The sequence below is a fragment of the Variovorax sp. GW822-FHT04A09 genome (genome assembly GCF_058801005.1).
On record NZ_JBXAMV010000001.1, the window covers coordinates 663876 to 682666 of the forward strand.

At 68.8% G+C, this 18791-nt stretch carries 18 protein-coding genes, 2 tRNA genes and 1 riboswitch; of the genes, 4 read left to right on the forward strand and 16 right to left on the reverse strand.

Going from position 1 to position 18791, the window contains the following annotated elements; genetic code table 11:
* Window position 1: 1 nt before the first annotated feature.
* The 8 genes from AC1RLW_RS02865 to AC1RLW_RS02900 all read right to left on the reverse strand — a co-directional run bounded on the left by AC1RLW_RS02865 (window position 2) and on the right by AC1RLW_RS02900 (window position 6418).
* On the reverse strand, window positions 2-442 hold the full coding sequence (locus AC1RLW_RS02865) for a YXWGXW repeat-containing protein (protein WP_062472450.1): 441 nt from the start codon (window positions 440-442) through the stop codon (window positions 2-4).
* 258 nt (window positions 443-700) lie between these two features.
* A tRNA-Asn gene (locus AC1RLW_RS02870) sits at window positions 701-776 on the reverse strand.
* Window positions 777-965: 189 nt separating this feature from the next.
* Window positions 966-1041, reverse strand: a tRNA-Asn gene (locus tag AC1RLW_RS02875).
* 119 nt (window positions 1042-1160) lie between these two features.
* Window positions 1161-3296 carry a TonB-dependent siderophore receptor gene (locus AC1RLW_RS02880; RefSeq protein ID WP_493192162.1) on the reverse strand — a complete coding sequence of 712 codons (2136 nt, stop codon included), beginning with the start codon at window positions 3294-3296 and terminating at the stop codon, window positions 1161-1163.
* Window positions 3293-4249: a thiamine phosphate synthase gene (thiE, locus tag AC1RLW_RS02885; protein ID WP_493192163.1), complete on the reverse strand. Its 957-nt coding sequence runs from the start codon at window positions 4247-4249 to the stop codon at window positions 3293-3295. The genes AC1RLW_RS02880 and thiE overlap by 4 nt, the downstream gene beginning before the upstream one ends.
* Entirely contained in the window at window positions 4246-5055 is an 810-nt protein-coding gene (locus AC1RLW_RS02890; protein WP_062472459.1) for a thiazole synthase, read from the reverse strand. The genes thiE and AC1RLW_RS02890 overlap by 4 nt, the downstream gene beginning before the upstream one ends.
* A gap of 38 nt (window positions 5056-5093) precedes the next feature.
* Window positions 5094-5291, reverse strand: a complete 198-nt coding sequence (thiS, locus tag AC1RLW_RS02895) for a sulfur carrier protein ThiS (protein ID WP_493192164.1) — start codon at window positions 5289-5291, stop codon at window positions 5094-5096.
* Window positions 5292-5311: 20 nt separating this feature from the next.
* Window positions 5312-6418, reverse strand: coding sequence for an FAD-dependent oxidoreductase (locus tag AC1RLW_RS02900; protein WP_493192165.1), 1107 nt, complete (start codon window positions 6416-6418; stop codon window positions 5312-5314).
* 35 nt (window positions 6419-6453) lie between these two features.
* On the opposite strand from AC1RLW_RS02900, the gene thiD reads away from it, so the two are divergent.
* Complete coding sequence (gene thiD / locus AC1RLW_RS02905) at window positions 6454-7302, forward strand: bifunctional hydroxymethylpyrimidine kinase/phosphomethylpyrimidine kinase (protein ID WP_159271631.1); 849 nt, start codon at window positions 6454-6456, stop codon at window positions 7300-7302.
* On the opposite strand, the gene AC1RLW_RS02910 is transcribed toward thiD, so the two are convergent.
* Window positions 7247-8587, reverse strand: a complete 1341-nt coding sequence (locus AC1RLW_RS02910) for a purine-cytosine permease family protein (RefSeq protein ID WP_493192166.1) — start codon at window positions 8585-8587, stop codon at window positions 7247-7249. The two genes, thiD and AC1RLW_RS02910, sit on opposite strands and share 56 nt — an antisense overlap.
* 77 nt (window positions 8588-8664) lie before the next feature.
* Window positions 8665-8769, reverse strand: a riboswitch (TPP riboswitch).
* A 110-nt stretch (window positions 8770-8879) separates the two neighbouring features.
* Window positions 8880-9335 carry a MarR family winged helix-turn-helix transcriptional regulator gene (locus AC1RLW_RS02915; protein WP_493192167.1) on the reverse strand — a complete coding sequence of 152 codons (456 nt, stop codon included), beginning with the start codon at window positions 9333-9335 and terminating at the stop codon, window positions 8880-8882.
* A 136-nt stretch (window positions 9336-9471) separates the two neighbouring features.
* On the opposite strand from AC1RLW_RS02915, the gene AC1RLW_RS02920 reads away from it, so the two are divergent.
* Window positions 9472-10248, forward strand: coding sequence for an enoyl-CoA hydratase (locus AC1RLW_RS02920; RefSeq protein WP_493192168.1), 777 nt, complete (start codon window positions 9472-9474; stop codon window positions 10246-10248).
* Between the two features lie 1538 nt (window positions 10249-11786).
* Window positions 11787-12293, forward strand: coding sequence for an adenylate/guanylate cyclase domain-containing protein (locus AC1RLW_RS02925; protein WP_493193048.1), 507 nt, complete (start codon window positions 11787-11789; stop codon window positions 12291-12293).
* Here AC1RLW_RS02925 and AC1RLW_RS02930 read toward each other — a convergent pair.
* Window positions 12269-13021 (reverse strand): TetR/AcrR family transcriptional regulator, encoded by a 753-nt coding sequence (locus tag AC1RLW_RS02930; protein ID WP_493192169.1) that lies wholly within the window; start codon window positions 13019-13021, stop codon window positions 12269-12271. The genes AC1RLW_RS02925 and AC1RLW_RS02930 overlap by 25 nt on opposite strands.
* Before the next feature lie 115 nt (window positions 13022-13136).
* Between AC1RLW_RS02930 and AC1RLW_RS02935 the strand changes: the two genes are divergently transcribed.
* Window positions 13137-14438 carry an aspartate aminotransferase family protein gene (locus AC1RLW_RS02935; protein WP_493192170.1) on the forward strand — a complete coding sequence of 434 codons (1302 nt, stop codon included), beginning with the start codon at window positions 13137-13139 and terminating at the stop codon, window positions 14436-14438.
* Here AC1RLW_RS02935 and AC1RLW_RS02940 read toward each other — a convergent pair.
* Genes AC1RLW_RS02940 through AC1RLW_RS02960 form a run of 5 tightly spaced genes read right to left on the reverse strand, consistent with a single transcriptional unit; the run spans window position 14425 to window position 18786 of the window.
* A complete protein-coding gene (locus AC1RLW_RS02940; protein WP_493192171.1) occupies window positions 14425-15501 on the reverse strand; it encodes an NAD(P)/FAD-dependent oxidoreductase in 1077 nt (358 codons plus the stop codon). The two genes, AC1RLW_RS02935 and AC1RLW_RS02940, sit on opposite strands and share 14 nt — an antisense overlap.
* Window positions 15459-15788, reverse strand: a complete 330-nt coding sequence (gene fdxA, locus AC1RLW_RS02945; protein ID WP_062472491.1) for a ferredoxin FdxA — start codon at window positions 15786-15788, stop codon at window positions 15459-15461. Before fdxA ends, AC1RLW_RS02940 begins: the two co-directional genes overlap by 43 nt.
* Before the next feature lie 43 nt (window positions 15789-15831).
* Entirely contained in the window at window positions 15832-17169 is a 1338-nt protein-coding gene (locus AC1RLW_RS02950; RefSeq protein WP_492683924.1) for a sulfate adenylyltransferase subunit 1, read from the reverse strand.
* The gene (cysD, locus tag AC1RLW_RS02955) at window positions 17169-18122 is read right to left on the reverse strand and encodes a sulfate adenylyltransferase subunit CysD (protein ID WP_307588654.1); all 954 of its coding nucleotides are present in this window, start codon (window positions 18120-18122) and stop codon (window positions 17169-17171) included. Before cysD ends, AC1RLW_RS02950 begins: the two co-directional genes overlap by 1 nt.
* A 31-nt stretch (window positions 18123-18153) precedes the next feature.
* Complete coding sequence (locus AC1RLW_RS02960; RefSeq protein WP_062472497.1) at window positions 18154-18786, reverse strand: phosphoadenosine phosphosulfate reductase domain-containing protein; 633 nt, start codon at window positions 18784-18786, stop codon at window positions 18154-18156.
* Window positions 18787-18791: the final 5 nt, after the last annotated feature.

An 18791-nucleotide genomic window follows, 5' to 3' on the forward strand; every position in this document is an offset into this window, starting at 1 on the left:
ATCAGCAGCGTCCCTTCTTCGCCTGGCCGGGCGGGCAGTGACCGCCACCGCGGTGGTCGTCGTCATGGTCGTAGCGGTCGTGGTCATGGCGGCGGTGGTGGCGGTCTTCGCGGCGTTCCTCACGGCGCTCGGCGCGGCGCCAGTCGCCTTCGCGCCAGCGCCAGCCGCCGTCGGCGCGCACCCAGCCGCCCGGGGCGTAGGCGTAGTCGGGGCGGGCCGCCACGTAGTAGCCGGGGCGCCATGCGTAGGCGCGGTCGTTCCACTGCCAATGGCCGGGCACCCAGACCTGGCCGCTGCGCGGCCGTGGCGCGGGTTCATAGCGTGGTGCAGGCGGCGCGACCTGGATCAGGCCGGGCACGTTGATGTTGACGGACACCTGCGCCACGGCGGGCAAGGTGGCGGCGGCCACGGCGGCGGCCAGAAGAATTCTTGTGAGTTTCATCGTGATGCCCTTGATGGTTGTTATTTGTGAATGACTGAGCTCAAACAACGCCTGAGCGGCGCGTCGCGTGCACGGGTTTGCCCGGGGCAGGGCAGCACAAGCCGTTAACAAAGAGGGAGTTTTGCACGCAGGGCGGGGCCTGCGTGTCGGACAGGCCCGCGAGCAGGCAGGTGGCGGCCGATATGTGGCGCCAAAGCAAAAGGGGCCGCAAAGCGAAAAGGCCCGTTACCTTGTGAGTAACGGGCCTTCAGCAAATGGTGGCTCCTCGACCTGGGCTCGAACCAGGGACCTACGGATTAACAGTCCGGCGCTCTACCAACTGAGCTATCGAGGAACAAGCCTTCAATTATATTCAATGGAATCGCCGTTCTGAACGGCGACCCTCAATTTTTGCCAATCGAAGTGCTTGGGGCGATTTCTTTCCATCGCTTGGCACACGTCTTCGTTCGACGGTCGTCTCACAAATGAAAAGGCCCGCTACCTTGTGAGTAGCGGGCCTTCCAGAGGCCTTGCGGCTTTGTTGTGGCTCCTCGACCTGGGCTCGAACCAGGGACCTACGGATTAACAGTCCGGCGCTCTACCAACTGAGCTATCGAGGAACGAACAAGCCTTAGATTATAGCGTGATTTTTGGGGCTTCCAAAACAACGCGGCGCCCGCGCAACGAATTCGTGGCAACGACGCCGCGATGACGAAGACGAAGCACCCCACTCATGTCGTCACATCGCGATGCTCACGCCCAGGCGCAGCGTGCGCGGCGCACCTGGGAACAGGTAGACGTGGCTGAACTGGTAGGGCGATTCCTTCCAGTAGCGGCGATCGAACAGGTTGTCGACGGCCAGCGTCCAGCTCGTGGCCATGCCGGCCAGCTTGGTGTCGTAGCGCAGCACTGCATCCAGGCGCGTCCACGACGGCAGCCGGATCGAGCCGTCGGGCAGCACGTTGCGGCGGCCTTCGTACGACAGCTGTCCCGCGAGTTCGAGGCCCGGCACCGACGCGAAGCGGTACGCAGCCTGCGCGCGCAGCACCTGCTTGGGCACGTTGGTGGGCGCCTGTCCGTTGAGCTCGGGCGCGGCCGTGCTGCCGCGCCGCTTGGCGTCGATGAGTGCCACGCTGCCGCCCAGGCGCCACGGGCCGCCGGCCCATTGCGCGCCGGCTTCGAGGCCGCGATGCACCGCGCGGCCGTCGTTGCGCACCGTGCAGGACGCGCCGCACAGGTCGAGGTTGGTCATCGGGCGCGAGATGTCGAACCACGCGAGTTGCCAGTTGAACGCCGCGTCGCCGCCCTTCAGGCCCAGTTCCCATTGGCGCGATTGCAGCGCGGGCAGGGCCTCGCCCGCATTCGCGTACTGCGAGCTCTTGTTCGGCACGACCTGCGATTCGACGCCCTTGCCCCAGCTCGCATAAGCGAGCAGCCCGGGCTGGATCGCGTAGCTGGCCGCGATCCACGGCGTGGTGATGCTGTCGCTGTAGCCGGTGGGGCGCGAGCCGTCGGTGCGGATGCTGTCGCGCGACAGCCGCGTGTGCCGCGCGCCGATCCAGGTCGTGAAGCGGTCGTTCCAGCGGATCGCGTCCTGCACCGACAGCTCGGTCGAGCGCTCGTTGCGGTTGGTGTTCGCGTCGGTCAGGCGCGGGTCGGCCGGCGTCATCGCGGTGGCCCAGATGTTGCCGGTGCCGACGTAGTTGTAGGCCTGGTCCTGGAAGCGGTTGCGCACGCGGCTTTGCAGCAGGCCGAAGCCCAGCTCGTGCCGCACGCTGCCCGTCATCACGTTGCCCTTGAGGTTCAGGCTGCCCGCGGTCTGCGTGCGGCGCTCGTTCTCGCTGCGGAAGTCGTACACGTCGAAGGTGCCGTCGGAACAGTAGCGGTCGTAGTTGCCTTCGGCGCCGCAACCGAAGGCGTAGGCCAGCCGGTCGTCGGTCTTCAGGCGCTGCTGGCCGATCTGCGCGCTCCAGCGCCAGTCGGCATTCAGCGCCTGGCTGAAGCGCACGGTGCCGGTCAAGGCCTTGAACACCGAGGGTTGCGACCACGGCTGGTTGTTGAGGTTGATGCGTGGATCGACCGGCGCGGGCAGCACGCTGCCCAGCAGGCTGTAGCCGTTCTGGCTCGGCTGTGTCTTGCGGCTTTGCTCGATCTCGAATTCGAGCACCGAGTCGCGCGTGATGCGCCAGTCGGCCGCGAGCGAGAACAGGTTGCGGTTGCCGTCGAGGTTGTGGGTCAGCGGCTTGAGGTTTTCGCCGGCCACGTTGAGCCGGTAGCCGAACTGGCGGTTCTCGCCGAAGCGCCCGCCGACGTCGAGCGCGCTCAGCACGCTGCCGCGGCTGGTGGTTTCGAGGCGGATGGTGCGCAGGTCCTGCTCGGTCGGGCGCTTGACCACGTAGTTGACGAGCCCGCCCGGCGCGCTGGTGCCGGCCTGGATGCCGCTGGTGCCGCGCAGGATCTCGATGCGCTCCTTGTTGTCCAGCGGGATCGCCGTCTCGGCGCTGATCGGCAGGCCTTCGCGACGGTAGTTGAAGCGGTTGTCGAGCACGAAGCCGCGCACCGTGAGGTAGTCCCAGTAGCCGGCCGAGTTGTAGGCGTCGGTGACCGAGGCATCGAACTGCGTCAGGTCGGCGAGGCGGCGTGCACCGCTGCTGCGCAGCTGCTGGCTGTCGATGATCGTGGCCGACAGCGGCAGCTCGCGCAGCGGCACATCGCCGAAGCCGCTGATCTCGGCCTGCGGCGCGGCGGCGCCGTCGTTCACGGTGACCTCGGGCAAGGCCTGCGATTGCGCATGCGCGCCGCAAGCACTGAAAGTGAGAAGGGCGGCGGCAAGCGCGCGCGAGAGCGGGGAGTGCGAGAAAAGTCGAGCGTTCATTCTGTGCGTTCAGGGGAACCGGGGGCGGCGTGCATCGCCGTCATCCATTGCGCGGCCGTGGCCTCGGGATCGTCGGCGGCCACCAGCGCGCGCACCACGGCAACCGAGCCGACGCCGGTGGCGAGCACCTCGGGCAGCCGCACGGCATCGACGCCGCCGATGCCCACCTGCGGGTAGCCGCGCAGCAGCCGCGCGTAAGCCGCGAGCCGCGCCACGCCTTGCGGCGCGGTCGCCATCTTCTTGAGCGTGGTCGGGTAGATGGCGCCCATCGCGATGTAGCTCGGGCTCACCGCATCGGCGCGCACCATCTCGGCATAGCCATGGGTGCTCACGCCGAGCCGCAGGCCCGAGGCGCGCAGCTGTTGAAGCTCGTCGGGCGACAGCGCGTCGAGGTCTTCCTGCCCGAGGTGGATGCCGTAGGCGCCGGCCGCGATGGCGACCTGCCAGTGGTCGTTGATGAACAGCAGCGCACCGGTGCCGCGCACGGCTTCGACGGCGGCCTGCACTTCGCGCGCGACGGCCTCGGCGTCGTCCGACTTGAAGCGCAGCTGCACCGTCGGCACGCCGGCGCGCGCCATGCGGCCGACCCATGCCGCATCGGGCAGCACGGCGTAGAGGCCGAGCCGTTCGGGGCAGGGTGGAAAGGCGTCGGCGCGCGCGGTCGGCGGAAACGGGCCCATGCCGAAATCGACCGGCGCATCGGGCCATGCCGACGCGTCGAACTGGCTGCGCCGTTCGGTCTGCGCGCGCCACGCATGGGCGAGGCATTCGGCGTCGATCTCGATGAAGCCGAGCGCGGTGCAGGCCTGTTTGGCGCCCCGATAGATGGCGTCGTCGGAGGTAAAACGCGGCGCGCTCACGGCCGTGGACGTGGCGGCGCCGAAGCGCAGGCCGTGGGCCGCGACGATGGCTTGCGCCACGGCGCGGGCGTTGATGGTGTCGATGGGGTTCATGGTGCGTGGTGCCAGAAGGGTGTGCCGAGCACGGGCGTGCTGGGCTGCGCGGCGTCCTGCGCGGCCATCGCACCGGCGCGGTAGGCGGCGCGGCCGGCCTGCACCGCATCGGCGAACGCGCCGGCCATGGCGACCGGCTCCTGTGCGAGCGCGACGGCGGTGTTGAGCAGCACGCCGTCGTAGCCCCACTCCATCACCTGGCACGCATGCGAGGGCAGGCCGAGGCCCGCGTCGACCAGCATCGGCACCTTCAGCCGCTCGCGCAGCAGGCGCAGCGCATACGGGTTGACCGGCCCGCGCCCGGTGCCGATGGGCGCGGCCCAGGGCATCACGGCCTGGCAGCCGACATCGACGAGGCGCTGGCACAGCACCAGGTCTTCGGTGCAGTAGGGCAGCACATGGAAGCCGTCGCGGATCAGCTGCGACGCCGCATCGACGAGGTTCAGCGTGTCGGGCTGCAGCGTGTAGTCGTCGCCGATGAGCTCGAGCTTGATCCACGGCGTGTCGAACAGCTCGCGCGCCATCTGCGCGGTGGCGATCACTTCCTGCACGCTGTGGCAGCCGGCGGTGTTGGGCAGCACCGGCACGGCCAGCTTGCGCAGCAGCTCCCAGAAGCCGTTGCCGAGGTCGCTGTTGCCGGAGCCCTGGCTGGCGGTCTGGCGGCGCAGCGAGGCGGTCAGCATCGCGGGTTGGGCGCGTTGCACAGCAGCCTCGAGCACGTCGGGCGAGGGGTAGCGCGCGGTGCCCAGCAGCAGGCGACTGTGGAAGGTCTGGCCGTAGAGGACCAGGGGATCGGGATTGGTCATGGTTGTCGTCTCCATCGTCTTGTCTCTGGTGGCGTCGTTCAGCCGCCGGTCACCGGGCGGATCACCTCGACGCGGTCGTCGGCGTGCAGCGGGTGTGTGGCATAGGCCGAGCGCGGCACGAACTCGCGGTTCACCGCCACCGCGAAAGGCGGCACGGCCTGCAGCGCGGCGAGCGCGTCGGCGAGCAGCGCGCCCTCGGGCAGCGTGCAGGGCTTGTCGTTGATCAGGATGTTCATCGGGGTCGTCGTTGTCCTCGTCATGCGTCGGGCACGTCCATGCCGAAGCTGTGTGCGAGCGTGGCGCGGCCATGCGCCAGCAGCTCCATCGCGGCATCGAGCAGGGCAGGCGCGATCATGAAACCGTGGCGGTACAGGCCGTTGATCTGCAGCACGCGCGGCTGCGGCTGGCGAATGGCAGGAAGGTTGTCGGGCAGCGTGGGCCGGCATTGCGTCGCGATCTCGACGATGCGCGCTTCGGCAAAACCGCTGTGCACCGCGTAGGCCGCGCTCAGCAGCTCGAGCGTGGAGCGCACGCTGGCGGGCGACAGGTCGTCCGACTCGATCTCGGTCGCGCCGATCACGAACAGGTGGTCGGGCTTGGGCGCGATGTACAGCGGGTAGCGTGGGTGCACCAGGCGCGTGGGGCGCTGCAGCGTGACCTCGGGCGCATGCACGCGGATCACCTCGCCGCGCACGCCGCGCAGCGCATTCCATTGCGGCTTGGCGCCGAGGCCGCGGCAGTCGATCACCCAGTCGGGCTGGCCTGCCGTGCCGGGCGAAAAGTCGGAAGGCGCGCGCGGCGACTGCCAGTGCAGCGTCACGTGCGCATCGGCTTCGAGCGTGGCGCGCAGCGACGCCAGCAGTGCGCGGTTGTCGAGCTGCCCTTCGCCCGGCAGGTACAGGCCGCGGGCGAAGCGCGTGCCCAGCGAGGGCTCCAGCGCGGCGATGGCGGCGGGCGTGTCGAGCGCCTGCATCGGTGCCAGCTCGGGCACCTGCGCACCGGTGCGCGCCAGCACGCCCGCGAGTCGCGTGGCCTCGGCGGCGTCCTGCCGGTGCCACAGCACCAGCGTGCCTTCGCGCTGGAAGAACACGGGCTGCGCCAGCGGCGCCAGCAGCTCGGGCCAGCGCGACAGCGCATGCTGGCCCATGCGCACGACCGACACCGGCGCGACGGCCGATTCGGCCAGCGGCGCGAGCATGGCCGCAGCCACGCGTGCGGCTGCGCCTTCGGCCTCGCGGCTGCCGGCTTCGTACAGGTCGATGCGGCAGCCGGCGCGCGCCAGCTCGACCGCGAGCAGGCGGCCCATCAGGCCCGCGCCGAGGATCGCCGCCGAGCCGAAAGGCAGGGGATGCACTGCGCTCATGCGGCGCCTCCGTCGGCTCGCCGATAATTTTCGACATGACCCAAGCACCCACCCAGCGCTACGCACGCGTGCTCTCCATCGCCGGCTCGGACAGCGGCGGCGGCGCCGGCATCCAGGCCGACCTCAAGACCTTCGCGGCCCTCGGCTGCTACGGCATGACGGCCATCACCGCGCTCACCGCGCAGAACACGGTGGGTGTCTCGGGCATCCACGGCGTGCCGCCCGATTTCCTGAAGGCGCAGATCCAGGCCGTGGTGGAAGACATCGGCGTCGACGCCGTCAAGCTCGGCATGCTGCACGCGCCCGAGGTGGTCGAAGTCGTGGCCTGGGCCATCGACCGCTACCAGCTGAAGAACGTGGTGCTCGACCCCGTGATGATCGCCACCAGCGGCGACCGCCTGATCGCGGCCGAGACCGTGCAGGTGCTGGTGCGCGAGCTGTTCCCGCGCGCCGTGGTGGTCACGCCCAACCTCGACGAAGCCGCCTTGCTGGTCGGCCACGCCATCGGCGGCATCGACGCGCTCGACGGCGCGGCCGACGAATTGCTCGCGCTCGGCGCGAAGGCCGTGCTGCTCAAGGGCGGCCATCTGCCGGGCGACGAAGTGGTCGATGTGCTGCTGGAGCGCAGCGGCGCGCGCAAGCGGCTCGCGTCGCAACGCATCGCCAGCCGCAACCTGCACGGCACCGGCTGCACGCTCTCGTCGGCCATCGCCGCGCACCTGGCATTGGGTTTGGCGCTGCCCGAGGCGGTCGAGCGCGCACGCGCGTACATCCTCGGCGCGATGAGCGCCGGTGCGGATGTGTTGGTCGGCGCGGGCCACGGTCCGCTCAACCACGGCTTTGCGCCAGTGCCGACCCACCGCTTGCCGCTGTCGGCCGGCTGAGCCAGGCCAGCACGAAGGTCGCCGCCAGCGTCGGCAGCGCCGAGCCGAACTGCGGCGCCCACTTGGCCAGCGCGTGGTAGGCCGCGATGCCCGCGAGCCAGATCAGCGCCGCGCCCCAGTCGATGGTGCGCGTGCCGTTCGCCGACACGGCACTTCCGCTGCCCAGCCGTCCCAGGATCACGCCGTACAGCGGCACGAACACCGAGCTCAGCAGCAGCAGGAAGGGTTCGAGCGTGTGCATCGGCAGCACCAGCGCGAGGCCGATGCACAGCACCGCCAGCAGCAGGCCCCAGCGCTTCACGCTCCAGCGCGGCAGCAGGCTGTGCGTGGACACCGAGCCCGAGTACACGTCGCCATAGGCGTTGTCGAGTTCGTCGATGAGGATCAGGCCCAGCGCCACCAGCCCGCCCTGCGCCAGCAGCAGCGCCATGACGAGGCTGGTGCCCGGCTCCGCCACGCTCACCACCATCACGCCCAGTGCGTAGCACCAGATGTTGGCGAGCGCGTAGCCGATCCAGGTGCCGCTGAACGCGCTGCCCAGGCCGCCTGCCGCGCTGCGCTTGCCGTGGCGCGCGTAGTCGGCCACCAGCGGCAGCCACGACACCGGCATCGCAATCACGAGGTCGAGCGCGCTGAACATGCCCATGCTGCCGTTGCCCGGCCGCGCCCAGAAGGCGTCGAGGCCCTTGGCGTGAAGCTGCGTGGCGAACTGCCAGCTGAGCCACAGCAGCGACAGCACCACCAGCGGCAGGCCGAAGCGGCTCACGAAGCGGCGCACCAGCTTCACCATCGAGCCGGCCAGCAGCGCCAGCAGCACCGCGCCCCACAGCAGCGTCGTCAGCACGCCGCCCCAGGCCGTGCCCAGCGCGGCGCCGAAGGCCTGCTGCCCGATCGCCTGCGTGCCCTCGCGCATGATCACGAGTTCGAAGGTGGTCCAGCCCACCAGCTGCACGATGTTGAGCAGCACCGGCAGCCGCGCGAAGGCGCTGCCGTAGGTGGCGTGCATCAGGCCGGCGCTGGCCAGCCCGGTTTCGCAGCCCAGCCGCGCGGTCCAGGCCAGCAGCCCGGCGCCGAGCAGCGAACCCAGCACGATCGCCAGCGCCGCGTCGCGCGTGCCCACGGCCGGCACCAGGTAGGCGCCGATCTGCATCACCAGCAGCCCCACGCCGAGGCTGAACCACAGCGAGGCGTGGTCGTGCCAGCCGAAGACGCGCCGGGAGGCGGGCAGGGGCGTGAGCGCTTCGTTGCCGGAAGCGGAACTGTCGTTGTCGTGGTCGTGTGCCATCCGTTTTGCTCCAGTGCAAAAGGTTTGGCAGGTGGGCGAGGCTCCAGTGGCGTGGCCGTCACGCGAGAGAACGTGAGAGGCCACCGGACCAGCTTCCCTGCGCGAGGATTACCTCAGTCAGGTTCAAAGGGACTTTCTCAGCCACACCGGTCGAAACCGGTGCAGCACCCCTAGCGAAATGTCATTTTAGGCGCGTGTGTCGCAGACGCACCGAAAAGTTCCTGCGCACGGAAGAATCCGGCCACAGCGGGCCTTGCACCCGCCGCACCGATGGCGTGCCGGGGCCGAGGGCCTATCCCTCGTGCTTTCCCGCGCCTTCGGCGGAAAAATTCTCGACCACCGATTCGAGCCACCGGCCGATGATTGCCATCTCTTCGTCGCTGAAACCCTGGGTCAGCCGTGCGTTCAACGCGCCGAGCCCGGCCTTTGCACGCTGTCCGGCAAGCCGTCCTTCCTCGGTCTGGTACAGGCGGAATGCGCGCCCGTCGTTCGGGTCTTGCGCGCGGGTCAGGTAGCCGGCCTTTTCGAGCCGGGCGGCAAGGCCGGACATGGCCGGGGCACCGATGTTCAGTGCCTGCGCGACTTCTCCCGTCAGGGCGCCATCGTTGGCCGACAGGAAAAACATCGTGCCGGCCTGGGCTGCCGACAGCGCGGGCAGGGCGTCGCCGCGGGTTTCTTTCCAGCGCTGCACCGCCCGCTGGGCGACGTTCAGAAGAAACACCAGCCTGTATTTTTTTTGAGCTTTCATCGGATTCCTGTGGCCTGGGCGAAGGCGCGGCAGGTTACATCTTATCCGTATTTATTTCGCACGCGAAGCATATACTTCGCATGCGAATTAAATACCATCCCTCTCGCACGGTGCGAGCGGGCAACCAGGAGAACCTATGACCGAATACGTGACCGTCGAATCCACCCAGGGTGTCCTGACCCTCACGCTGGCCAGGCCGGAGAAGATGAACGCACTGACCAATGCGATGTATGGCCGCCTGGCCGATGCCATCGCAGGCGCCGAGAGCGACCCGTCCGTGCGGGCCATCGTGATGCGAGGCGAAGGCGGCATGTTCACCTCGGGCAACGACCTGGGCGAATTCGCTGCCGTGGCTGCCGGCAAGGCCGACAACGAAGAACGCCATGTCGCTCGCTTCCTGCGTGCACTGGCGAGTTCGACACGCCCGCTGATCGCGGCGGTCAACGGACGCGCAGTCGGCGTGGGGACCACCTTGCTGTTGCACTGCGACTTCGTCGTGCTGGCTGAGGATGCGCTGCTGTCCACGCCGTTCGTCAACCTGGCGCTGGTTCCCGAAGCGGCGTCGAGCCTGCTGCTGCCGGCCCGCATCGGCCACGTTCGTGCCTACGAGATGTTTGCGCTGGGCCTGCCGGTGTCCGCTGCGCAGGCCTTGGCCTGGGGCATCGCGAACCGGGTCGTGCCTGTGTCGGACCTGCACGGCGAGGCGCAGAAGGTTGCCGAGCTGCTCGCCAGCCGTGCCGCGGGCTCGTTGAAGCTGACGAAGGGCCTGATGAAGCAGGGCGCGGCCGTTGCAGCCCAGATGGACCTCGAAGGCGCGCAGTTCGTGGAGCGCCTCCAGAGTCCCGAAGCGCGCGAAGCCTTCACGGCGTTCGCTGAGAAGCGGGCCCCTGACTTCTCAAAGACTGCGGCGTAGCGGCAAGCGGGCCGGTCATCGTCCAGATGTCGGCCGACCCGTGATGCGCCGGTCCGCTGGCCCCCGGCCCGGGTGAGAATCTCCGCCACGAGGGCGCCTTCGAATGCCCTGGAGGCTCCCCGCACATGACAGACGACCGCAAGCACCCGGAACCACCGGCCTCATCGCCCGCACCCCACGCGCGGCTGAGGCGCTTCCGGGTCGACGTCGGCACCATCATCTGCGCGGTCGCGCTGCTGCAGTCGCTGCTGCTGGTGGCCTTCGGCTACTGGGGGGCGGAGAAGCTGGTGTCGAAGGTGGGCGAGTCGGCGCACAAGGTCAACCACGACCGGGTCGAGGACAACATCCTCGCCTTCCTGGCCAAGACCGAGGGCCTGGTGCGCGCCATCGCCCACACGCCCGACCTGCACCCGGCGGGCCACGACGGCGAGCAGACCGCCGAGCTGCTCTGGGCCGCGCTGGAACAGACACCCGAAATCGACAGCATCGGCGTGGGCAGCGACGACGGCCATTTCTTGATGGCCATGCGCCACCCCGCGCCGGTGGTGAGGCAGGTGCTGCGCGAGAAAGACTTCAGCACCGAGACCTGGGAGTACAAGTCGCCGCCCGACAGCGACGGCGACGAAGACCCGCGGCGGCGCTATGAGACCACGCGCATCGAGGCCTTTCGCAGCGAAGACGACCCGGTGCACCAGGACTGGTTCACGCAGGCCGAGAAGGCGCAGCGCGCCGTGTGGACCGCGCCCTTCGTGCTGCCCTCGATGAAGGAACTCGGCGTGAGCCATGCGCGGCCGAGCCGACGGCAGGACGAGGAGGGCGTCACGCAGACGATCGTGGCGGTCGCCAGCGTATCGCTGGGGCATCTCTCCAACCTCGTGCGCCTGTTCGGCGGCACGGGCCACGGCCACAGCGCGCTGTTGAGCGCCGACCACCACGTGATCGCGCGCAGCGACAACCCGCATTCCGTGCGCGTGCTCGAAGACCCCGACGAGGGCGTGCTCGGTGCGCTGCACACCCACATGCTGGCCAACGGCAGCCGCGGCTGGACCGAGGACATGGCTTTTGCGCTCGTGCACGAGGGCATGCACTACCAGGTGCAGACCTCGCGCATTCCGGCCACCGACTGGCATCTGGTGAGCTGGGAGCCCGAAGAGGCGCTGCTGGGTGCGCTGCATCGCAACGTGCTGTGGTCGCTGCTGCTGGTGCTGGCGTTCCTGGCGATCGCGCTCTTCATTTCGCTGCGCCTGTCGAAGCTGGTGACCGCGCCCATCGAAAGTCTCTCGCGCACGGCGCGGCGCATCGGGCGGCTGGAGCTCGACGACCTGCCGCGCGAGTCGAGCCGCGTGCTCGAGATCCAGCACCTGAACCAGGCGCTGGACGAATCCGCGCGCAGCCTGCAGGCCTTTCGCAAGTTCGTGCCGGTGGACGTGATCCGCCAGCTCATCGCCGAAGGGCACGCACTCGAACCCAACGGGTCGCCGCGTCGCATCACCGCGATGTTCACCGACGTGGAAGGATTCACGGCCATCGCGGAATCGATGCCGGCCGATGTGCTGATGCGGCAGCTGACCGACTACTTCAACCTCGCCACCCGCGTGTTCGCGCGCCACGGCGGCGTGATCGACAAGTTCATGGGCGACGGCATCATGGTGCTGTGGGGCGCGCCCACCGACCTGCCCGACGCGGAGTACCGCGCCTGCGCGGCCTCGCTCGAACTGCACGCCGAGATGACCGACCTCAACCGCCGCTGGCAGGCCGAGGGCCTGCAGCCCTTTCGCACGCGCATCGGCATGCACACCGGCGTCGTGATCGCCGGGGTGCTCGGCTCGAGCGACCGGCTGTCGTACACCGCGCTGGGCGACGTGATCAACGCGGCCAGCCGCATCGAGGGCACCAACAAGCAGCTGGGCACGCGCACGCTGATGTCCGAAGCGACCTTCGAAGGGCTGGGCGGGCGTCTGGCCACGCGGCGCATCGAGGAACAGGTCGAGCTGCGAGGGCGGCAGACGCGGATGGTGCTCTACGAGCTGCTCGATCCGGCCTGAGCCACCTTGCGCGCGAAAGCCTCCAACCCGTCGATCGTGATCTGGATGTGCCGCTCGAAACTGCTGTCGAGCGGCACGGTGGTGCCGTTGTCCCAGCGCAGGATGAAGGCCTTGTTGGCCAGCTGCGGCAGGTGGCGCGAAAGCACGGGATGGTCGAGCGGGCGGATCGTGTGGACGCGCTCGCGCAGCTCTTCGGCCCAGGCCTGCGTGTTGTCGGCGGGCAGGGGCGAGAACTCCATCGTCAGGAAGCCCAGCATCGCGGCGATCACGCAGTTGTAGGCCTCGCGCAGCGGCTCGCCGTCGAAGCCGGCCTCGGTCAGCGCCGCCAGCACGCCTTCGACCAGTTCGGTCGGCAGGCTGCCGTTGGACACCAGCTGCGCCCCGAGCAGTTGCGCCACGTTGGGGTGCTGCCGCACCGCGGCGCGACAGCGGTGGAACAGCTCGGCGATCCAGTCCTGCCAGGCGAGCGTGCCCTTGGGCGGCGTGACCTGCGCCATGACCGTGGCGGCGACTTCGGCGAGCAGGGCCTCGCGCGTGCTGACATGCCAGTGCACCGTGGCCGGGTACACGCCGAGCTGCGCCGCGATCTCTCGCATGCTGAAGGCGCCGAGGCCGAAGGCGTCGATGTGCGCCAACGCGGCTTCGGCGATGCGCTGCTTCGACAGTGCCGCACCGCCGGCAGGGCGGCCGGCTGTCCGGGGGCGAGGCTCGGGGACTTTTTTCTTCATGGATGCGGCCATTGTGCAGCGGGTGAATTGATTGTATAAATATTATTAATTGAGCATTGATCAATTAAACGGGCCAAGCGCTCCCGGCACGTTCCACTCCCAAAGGATGTCTCCCATGACGACCGCCATCGATCAGGCCCTGGCCCAGGCCCATCAACGCTTCACCGACGGCAACCCCGAAAGCCTGCGCCGCTTCGAGGCACAGACGCGCTACATGCCCGGCGCCAACAGCCGCTCGGTGCTGTTCTACGCGCCGTTCCCGCTCACCATCGCCAAGGGCGAAGGCGCGGCGCTCTGGGACGCGGACGGCCATCGCTACACCGACTTCATCGCCGAGTACACGGCCGGCGTCTACGGCCACTCGGCGCCCGAGATCCGCGAGGCCGTTATCGAGGCGATGCAGGGCGGCATCAACCTCACGGGCCACAACCTGCTCGAAGGCCGGCTCGCGCAGACGATCTGCGAGCGCTTCCCGCAGGTCGAGCAACTGCGCTTCACCAATTCGGGCACCGAGGCGAACCTGATGGCGCTCACGGCCGCGCTGCGCTTCACGGGGCGGCGCAAGATCGTCGTGTTCTCGGGCGGGTACCACGGCGGCGTGCTCGGTTTCGGCGACCAGCCGTCGCCGACGACCGTGCCCTTCGACTTCCTCGTGCTGCCCTACAACGACGCGGACACGGCGCGCGCGCAGATCGACGCGCACGGCGCGGACATCGCCGCCATCCTGGTCGAGCCGATGCAGGGCGCGAGCGGCTGCATTCCGGGGCGGCGCGACTTCCTTCAGGCGTTGCGCGACGGGGCCACGCGGGTCGGCGCGCTGCTGGTCTTCGACGAGGTGATGACCTCGCGGCTCGGGCCGCACGGGCTGGCGAACGGGCTGGGTATCCGGTCCGACCTGACGACGCTGGGCAAGTACATCGGCGGCGGCATGTCGTTTGGCGCCTTCGGTGGGCGCTCTGACGTGATGGCGCAGTTCGACCCGCGCACCGGCGCGCTTGCGCACTCGGGCACCTTCAACAACAACGTGATGACGATGGCGGCCGGCTATGCGGGCCTCACGCAGCTGTTCACGCCGAAGGCGGCAGAGGCATTGGCCGAGCGCGGCGAGGCGATGCGGTCACGGCTCAATGCGCTGTGCGAACGCGAAGGCGTCGCGATGCAGTTCACCGGCGTGGGCTCGCTCATGAATGCGCATTTCCTGCGGGGTGAGGTGCGGCGCGTGGCCGATCTGGCGGCGGTGGATGGGCGCTTGCGGCAGCTGCTGTTCTTCCACCTGCTGAGTGAGGGGATCTACACCTCGCCGCGTGGATTCGTCGTGCTCTCGCTGCCGTTGTCGGCGCAGGATATCGACCGCTACGTCGCCGCCGTGGGCAGCTTCATCGAGGCCTACCGGCCGCTGCTGCTCAGCGCGGGGTAGTGCCCGCCACGCCCAGCAGCTCGTGCAGGCGTGTGCTCGTGGTCGTGTACTGCAGCGGGATCGCCTTGCCGGGGAACACCCGCGCGGCAGCGCCCCAGGCCGCCAGCGTGGCCTCGTGGAAGCCGCAGACGATGAGCTTCTTCTTGCCCGGGTAGGTGTTGATGTCGCCCACCGCGAACACACCGGGCTCGCGGGTTTCGTACTTCTCGGTGTCGACGGGCACCTGCTTGCGCTCCAGCTCGAGGCCCCAGTCGGCGATGGGGCCCAGGCGCGGCGAAATGCCCAGGCAGGCGACCAGCGCGTCGAGCGGCAGGTCGACCGTGGTGGCATCGGGCGTGGTGATCTGCAGCTGCCGGCCATCGAAGGCGCTCGGCTGGCCGACCCGGAAGGCCAGCTTGCCGTCGGCCACGAGGGCGCGCATGGCGGCCACGTTCGCCTCGTCGGCCTGGAAGCCGTCGCGACGGTGGACCAGCGTCACCTGCTTCGCGAGCGTCGTGAGGGCGATGGCCGTTTCCAGCGCGATGTCGTCGCCGCCATTGACCACGACCGTCTGGCCGGCGAAGCGGTCGAGCGAATCGGGGTGATAGAACAGCGTCGAACCCTCGAACTGCCCGATGCCGTCGACCGTGATGCGCTTGGGCACGAAGGCGCCGACGCCGGCTGCGATGAACACGGTCTTCGCAAGGAAGGCGGTGCCGGCCGAGGTGGTCAGCAGCAGGCGGTCGTCGGCCTGGCGGGCCAGGGTAGAAACCTGCTCGCCGAAGTGGAATTGCGGCTTGAACGGCGCCACCTGCTGCTGCAGCGACTGCGCCAGATCGCGCCCGCTGGTGACCGGGGTGCCGGGAATGTCGTAGATCGGCTTGTGGCCGTACAGCGCCACGCACTGGCCGCCCGCGGCGGGCAGCGCATCGACGATGTGGCAGGAAATCTCGAGCAGGCCCAGCTGGAAGGCCTGGAACAGGCCGACCGGACCGGCGCCGATGATCAGCGCGTCGGTCTCGATCGGTGCGGGCGCCTGGCTCAGCGCACGAGCTCCGAGATCTTGCCGGTCTTGTCCTTCCACTCCTCGGCTTCAGGCAGGGCGGGCTTGCGCTTGGTGATGCTCTTCCAGCCGTCGGCCAGGGCCAGCTCGGCGTTCAGCTTGATGAAGGCGATCTGGTCGGCCGGCAGGTCTTCCTCGGCGTAGATCGCATTGACCGGGCATTCGGGGATGCAGACGGCGCAGTCGATGCATTCATCCGGGTCGATCACCAGCATGTTGGGACCTTCGCGGAAACAGTCGACGGGGCAAACGTCCACGCAGTCGGTGTATTTGCAACGGATGCAGGCTTCGGAGACGACGTGGGTCATTTGTCTTTTAGCGTCAGGAGAAGGGGCTGGAAAACCCTAGATTTTAGGCCTTTGCGGCGGGCGGCTGCACGAGCACGGCGGCGGAGGTGCGATGAGAGGCCGTATCGACCAGCACCAGCGACCCCAGCGCACGCGATTGGGCGAAGGGCAGGACGGCCAGCGGCTGCTGCAGCGCGAGCACCACATCGCCGATGGAATTGGCCTCCAGCTGGGTCGCCGGCTCGGATTCGAGGGTGGTGATGTTCACGCGATCGACGATGCGCGCCACCTTGGCCTTGACCCAGCGGTGGCCCTGCAGCGCCCAGTACACGCGGCCCGCGACCAGCGGCTCGTCGTCGAGCCAGGCCACGGTAGCGGTGATCTCGCGCACGGGCTCGAAGGCCTCGGGCGCCAGCAGCCAATCGCCGCGCGACACGTCGAGTTCGCGGTCGAGCACGATGCCGGCGCTGTGGCCCGCATGCACGGTCTTCGGCTGGCGTGTGTGGCTCAGCACCTGTGCCACGGTGGCGGTCTGGTTGCTGGGCAGCACCGTGACGCGCTGGCCGGGCTCCACATGGCCCGAGGCGACGCGGCCCCAGAACACGCGGCGGCCTTGCGAGGTGTCGGCCGAGGCCGAGAACTTCTCGACCCACTGCACCGGGAAGGCGAAGGGCACGGCTTCGTCCTGCGCGGTCACGGGCAGGTCTTCGAGCAGCTCGAGCAGGCTCGGGCCTTCGTAGCCGACCCAGTCGGCATGGCGCGTGGCCACGTTCCAGCCCTTGAGGGCCGAGATCGGCACGATGGCAGCGACCTTCACGCCGGCCGCTTCGGCAAAGGCGTTCAGCGCGGTCGAGATGCGTTCGAAGGCGAGCGCGGCGTCGTCGATGGCGTCGAGCTTGTTGACGGCGAACACGATCGACTGCACGCGCAGCAGGTTGGCGAGCAGCGTGTGGCGGCGCGTCTGCGGCAGCAGCTCGCGCTTGACCACGGTGCCGTCTTCGACCTCGGCGGCCCAGGCCAGCTTGGTGGCATCGACCAGCACGACGGCCGCGTCGGCGGCCGAGACGGCCGTGACCATGTTGCGCGTGTACTGCTCGTGGCCCGGCGCGTCGCCGATGATGAACTTGCGCTTGGCGGTCGAGAAGTAGCGGTAGGCCACGTCGATCGTGATGCCTTGCTCGCGCTCGGCCGAGAGGCCGTCGGTCAGCAGGGCCAGGTCGGTCTCGCCGCCGCGCTGCACGCCGGCCAGCTGGTCCTGCAGCACTGTCTTGCTGTCGACCAGCAGGCGGCCGATGAGCGTGCTCTTGCCGTCATCGACCGAGCCGCAGGTGATGAAGCGCAGGGCGGTGCCGGTGTCGCCGTGGACGTCGGACGTGGCGGGGGTTGCGATCGTTGCGCTCATCAGAAGTAACCGTCTTTCTTGCGTTTTTCCATCGAAGCTTCGGACGTCATGTCGTCCATGCGCGTGGCGCCGCGCTCGCTGACGTCGACCGACAGCGTCTCCAGCACCACGTCGCCCGCGCCTGCGGCCAGGCTCTCGACCGGGCAGGTGGTCGTGATGTCGCCCACGGTGCGAAAGCGCACGTCGCGCACCTGGACGGTCTCGCCGTCGCGCGGCGGCGTGAGTTCGGTCACGGGCACCAGCAGGCCGCGGCGCTCGACCACTTCACGCTTGTGCGTGTAGTAGATCGACGGCAGGCCGACGTTCTCGCGCTCGATGTATTGCCACACGTCGAGCTCGGTCCAGTTGGAGATCGGGAACACGCGGAAGTGCTCGCCGGGGGCCAGGCGCGTGTTGAACAGCGTCCACAGCTCGGGGCGCTGGTCCTTGGGCTGCCACTGGCCGAAGCTGTCGCGGTGCGAAAAGATGCGCTCCTTGGCGCGGGCCTTTTCCTCGTCGCGGCGGGCGCCGCCGATCAGCGCATCGAAGCGGAATTCTTCGATCGCCTCGAGCAGCGTCACCGACTGGTGCGCGTTGCGCGACTCGCCGGGGTGGGCCAGGCGCACGGTGCCGCGCTTCATCGAGTCTTCGACGCTGCGCACGATGAGTTCGGCGCCCAGCTCCTGTGCGCGCTGGTCGCGGTAGGCCGTCACTTCGGGGAAGTTGTGGCCGGTGTCGATCATCAGCAGCGGGTAGGGAATGCGGCCGACGCCGAAGGCTTTTTCAGCGCACTTGAGCAGCACCAGCGAGTCCTTGCCGCCCGAGAACAGCAGGGTGGGGCGCTCGAAGGCGGCAGCCACTTCGCGCAGGATGAAAATGGTTTCTTCTTCCAGCGCGTCGAGGTGCGTGTTGGACAGGTTCGCGGGTGAATGCATGGGCGGCTGCAGCAGGTCGGCTTCGGTACGGGCGTTCATCGGATGGGTCCTGGAGGCGGAGAGCGATCGTTCAGTGCGACAGGTGCAACCCGCATTCGCGGTTGTCCTCGCCCTTGGTCGGGTCCACGTAGTCGAAGTTGTTGGGCAGGCCGTTGGCTTCGCAGTATTCGTACAGGTCCTTGGACGACCAGTGCAGCAGCGGCGCGACCTTGATCAGGCCGTCCGGGTTGACGCTGACCGGGTCCATCTGCGCGCGCACGGCCGTGTCGGTGGCCCGCAGCGCGGTGAACCAGACCTTGGGCGCGGTCTCGCGCAGGGCGCGGGCAAAGGGCTCCAGCTTCACTTCTTCAGTGAAGGCCGCGTGGCGCGGATCGTCCAGCGCCGGCGTGGGGCCTTCGACCGCTTCGCGGTGCGCGCGCGAGCGGCGCGGCAGGTAGATGTGCAAGTCCAGGCCCAGGAGCTTCGTCACCTCGTCGGCAAAACGGTAGGTGGCCTCGGTGTTGTAGCCGTTGTCCATCCAGACCACTGGCACGTCCCGCTTGGCGCGCGTGACCATGTGCAGGATCACGGCCTCGAAGGGGCGGAAGTTGGTGGTGATGATCGCGGGCTGGCCCAGGCCGACGGCCCAGTCCACCAGGCCCTCGGCGTTGCGGCCGAGTTCGGTGTTGATGCGTGCAAAGTCGATGTCGGTGGCGATGCTCATGGGGC